3 protein-coding genes and 1 pseudogene are annotated in these 4,157 nt (G+C 72.5%); all 4 read right to left on the bottom strand.

The annotated features are described in order from the left end of the window. Positions 1–634, bottom strand: a 634-nt coding sequence (locus AB0K09_RS30520; protein WP_366068647.1) for an enoyl-CoA hydratase-related protein, incomplete at its 3' end; no start/stop codon positions are given. Positions 635–751: 117 nt separating this feature from the next. Continuing rightward, positions 752–1,753, bottom strand: coding sequence for an ornithine carbamoyltransferase (gene argF / locus AB0K09_RS30515; RefSeq protein WP_366068646.1), 1,002 nt, complete (start codon positions 1,751–1,753; stop codon positions 752–754). 93 nt (positions 1,754–1,846) lie between these two features. Continuing rightward, positions 1,847–3,073, bottom strand: coding sequence for an arginine deiminase (locus tag AB0K09_RS30510; RefSeq protein WP_366068645.1), 1,227 nt, complete (start codon positions 3,071–3,073; stop codon positions 1,847–1,849). Positions 3,074–3,152: 79 nt separating this feature from the next. Continuing rightward, a pseudogene (locus tag AB0K09_RS30505) lies at positions 3,153–4,157 on the bottom strand (polynucleotide kinase-phosphatase); the annotation flags it as partial.

The raw sequence follows: 4,157 nt of genomic DNA, 5'->3' as shown, positions 1-4,157 counted from the left end.
GGGCGAGCGCCCGGGCGGCGGCCGGCGCCCCGCCCTCGGCGGTCAACTGACTGATGAGGCCGATGCGTTCGGCCTCGGCGGCGGGTACGGGTTCGCCGAGCATCAGCAGCCGGGTCGCGTGGCCGAGGCCGACGACGCGGGGCAGCAGATAGGCGGCGCCCATGTCGCCGCCGGAGAGGCCCACCCTGGTGAAGAGGAAGGCGAAGCGCGCGCTCGGGTCGGCGACGCGGAAGTCGGCGGCGAGCGCGAGGACGGCCCCGGCCCCGGCCGCCACCCCGTGCACGGCGGCGACGACCGGGAAGGGGCACTCGCGTAACGCGCGGACGACCTGGCCGGTCATGCGGTTGAAGTCGAGCAGCCGGGCGGTGTCCATGGCCAGCGTGGCGCCGATGATCTCCTCGACGTCCCCGCCGGAGCAGAAGCCCCGCCCCTCGCCGCCGAGCACCAGCGCCCGTACGGTGCCGTCCCGGGCCAGTTCCGGGAGCAGGTCGCGCAGATCGGCGTAGGCGCCGAAGGTGAGGGCGTTGAGGCGGTCGGGGCGGGCGAGGGTGACGGTGGCGACGCCGGAGTCCAGGGTCAGACGCAGGTGCCGCCACTCTTCCGTACGGGACGCGGAGCCGGTGAACGGGCTCATGGCGCGCGGCCTCCTTCAGCCGGGGTCTGGTGAAGCCCTGGAGCTGGTGCCTGCCCGGCGAAGTTATCACCGACTCGTGACTGCCGTCACGAGTGCGCGATAGAACAGCAAGGGCCCTCAGCCCGCCAGGGTCGCCACCATCAGCGCCTTGATGGTGTGCATCCGGTTCTCGGCCTCGTCGAAGACGACCGAGTGCACGGACTCGAAGACCTCGTCGGTGACCTCCAGCGAGGTCAGCCCGTGCCGCTCGTGGATCTCCTGGGCGACGGAGGTGCCCAGGTCGTGGAAGGCGGGCAGGCAGTGCAGGAACTTCACCGCCGGGTTGCCGGTCGCGCGCAGCACGTCCATGGTCACGGCGTAGGGCGCGAGGAGGGCGATGCGGGAGTCCCAGACCTCCTTGGGCTCCCCCATCGACACCCATACGTCGGTGGCGACGAAGTCCGCGCCGCGCACCCCCTCGGCGACGTCGTCGGTCAGGGTGATGCGCGCGCCGCTGGCCTGGGCGCGCGCCCGCGCCTGGGCGACGATGCCGGGCTCGGGCCACAGTTCCTGGGGCCCCACGATCCGCACGTCCATGCCGAGCAGGGCGCCGGTCATCAGGTAGGAGTTGCCCATGTTGTAGCGGGCGTCGCCGAGGTAGGCGTACGCGACGTGCTCGAAGGGCTTGGCGGTGTGCTCGCTCATGGTGAGCACGTCGGCGAGCATCTGGGTGGGGTGCCATTCGTCGGTGAGCCCGTTGTAGACGGGCACCCCGGCGTACCGGCCCAGCTCCTCCACGGTGTCCTGGCCGTGCCCCCGGTACTGGATGGCGTCGAACATGCGGCCGAGTACCCGGGCGGTGTCCTTCACCGACTCCTTGTGGCCGATCTGCGAGCTCACCGGGTCGAGGAAGGTTGTGGAGGCACCCTGGTCCGCGGCGGCGACCTCGAAGGCGCAGCGGGTGCGGGTGGAGGTCTTCTCGAAGACCAGCGCGATGTTGCGGCCCCGCAGCCGCTGCTCCTCGGTGCCCGCCCGCTTGGCCGCCTTGAGCTCGGCGGCCAGCTCGATCAGCGCGTGGAACTCGTCGGCGGTCAGGTCCGTCTCCTTCAGGAGATGACGGCCCTTGAGGTCTGTCGCCATGGGGTGGACTCCTAGCTCAGAATTATGCAATCTATCGCATCATTATGCAGCCTTCTGTTCGACCCCGACCAGGCGGCTCCCGGCCCGGGTGCCCTAGGCCACCGGATCCCGCTCCACCGGGCAGCTCATGCAGCGCGGGCCGCCCCGTCCCCGCCCCAGCTCGCTGCCCGGGATCGTGATGACCTCGATTCCATGCTTGCGCAGAAACGTATTGGTCGTCGCGTTGCGTTCGTACGCCACGACGACGCCGGGCTCGATGGCCAGCACGTTGCAGCCGTCGTCCCACTGCTCACGCTCGGCCGCGTGGACGTCCTGGCGGGCGGTGAGCACCCGGATGGAGTCCAGCCCCAGCGCGGCGGCGATCGCGCGGTGCATGTGCTCCGGCGGGTGGTCGGTGACCTTCAGGTCCCGCTCCCCGACGCCCGGCTCGATGGTGTAGGAGCGGAGCATGCCCAGCCCGGCGTACTGGGTGAAGGTGTCGCCGTCCACCATCGTCATGACCGTGTCCAGGTGCATGAACGCCCGCCGCTTGGGCATGTCCAGCGCGATGATCGTACGGGCCGAGCCGGCGGCGAACAGGCCCCGGGCCAGCATCTCCACCGCCTGCGGCGTGGTCCGCTCGCTCATCCCGATCAGCACGGCCCCGCGGCCGATCACCAGCACGTCGCCGCCCTCTATGGTCGACGGATAGGCCGCCTGGCCCTCGGACCACAGGTGGAAGCCGCCGCCCGCGAAGAGCGGATGGTGCCGGTAGACGGCCTCGTAGTGCACCGTCTCGTGCCAACGGGCGGGCCAGCGCATCGCGTTGATGCTCACCCCGTCGTAGACCCACGCCGAGGTGTCCCGGGTGAAGAGGTGGTTGGGCAGGGGGTTGATGAGGAAGTCGTCGAGGTCCATCACGTGGAAGCGGACGGACACCGGTTCCGCGTGCCGCTCCAGGAACTCGCGCTTGGTCATGCCGCCCACCAGCCAGGAGGTGAGCTCCTGCGCGGGCATGGAGTCGAAGGCGTCGCGCAGATGGCCGGTGGCCAGGGGCCCGTACTCCTTCTCGTCGAAGACCCGGTCCAGCACCAGTGAGCGGGCCGCCGGCGCCCGCAGGCTCTCCGCCAGGAGGTCCTGGAAGAGGTGCACCTCGACGCCGCGCTCGCGCAGCACGTCGGCGAACCCGTCGTGCTCGGCGCGGGCGCGGCGCACCCACAGCACGTCGTCGAAGAGGAGGGCGGTCTTGTTCGAGGGCGTGAGCCGCTTCAGTTCCAGGTCGGGGCGGTGCAGGATGACGCGGCGCAGCCGCCCGGCCTCGGAGTCGACATGGAATCCCATCTCCCCATCCTGACCCCGGGGCACCGTGATCACTCGGCACGCGGGGCACGGAGTGCCGTGCCCCGCGTGCCGGGCGGCGTCACAGCCGGGGGTCGACGGGCTCCGACTCCAGCGCCAGCACGGCGAAGACCGCCTCGTGGACGCGCCACAGCGGCTCGCCGCCCGTCAGCCGGTCCAGGGCCTCCAGGCCCAGGGCGTACTCCCGCAGGGCGAGGGACCGCTTGTGCCCGAGGTGCCGCACCCGCAGCCGGGCGAGGTTCTCGGGGCGGGTGTACTCCGGACCGTAGATGATCCGCAGGTACTCGCGGCCCCGGCACTTCACGCCGGGCTGGACGAGCCCGCCGCCGGCCTCCCGCACATACGCCCCCAGCGGCTTGACGACCATGCCCTCGCCACCGGCCTCGGTGAGGTCCAGCCACCACCCGGTGCCCGCGGCGACGGACGTCTCGTCGCCGGTGTCGACGACCAGGCGCCGGGTGGCGGTCAGCAGCCCGCCGGGCCCGTCGGCCGCGACGAGGCGGTCGATCAGCGCGAGCTGCTCGTCGTGCGGCAGCGCGGCGAGGCTGCGGCCCCGGGCGGCCAGGATCTGGAAGGGCGCCAGCCGGACGCCCTCCAGGCCGTCCCCGACCGGCCAGCAGTACCGGCCGTACGCCTCCGTGAACGCCGCCGCGTCCTCGGCGCGCCCGCGCTGGCGGACGAGCAGCTCGAAGACGTCCAGGCCGCGGCCGGCGGCGGCCTCCAGGGCGGCCAGGGCGGGCGGGAGGACGGCCCGGGAGGCGGCGCCCACCGCCGCGTACTGGTTCCGCAGCAGGCCCGTGGCCTTCAGCGACCAGGGCATGAGCTCGGCGTCCAGCAGCAGCCAGTCGGTGTCCAGCTCCTCCCACAGCCCGGCCTCCGCCACACAGCGGCCGACGCGCTCCAGGACGCGCGCGGTCGTGGCGGGGTCGTCGAAGAACGGCCGCCCGGTGCGGGTGTACAGCGCCCCCGGCACCCCGCCGGCCGCGCCGAAGCGCTCGCGGGCCACGTCCGCGTCGCGGCAGACCAGGGCCACCGCGCGGGAGCCCATGTGCTTCTCCTCGCAGAT

The organism is Streptomyces sp. NPDC049577 (genome assembly GCF_040675635.1).
In the GTDB taxonomy this organism is placed as follows: domain Bacteria; phylum Actinomycetota; class Actinomycetes; order Streptomycetales; family Streptomycetaceae; genus Streptomyces.
Note: the sequence above shows the minus strand (reverse complement) of the source record. Positions and strands in the feature narration are given on the sequence as shown.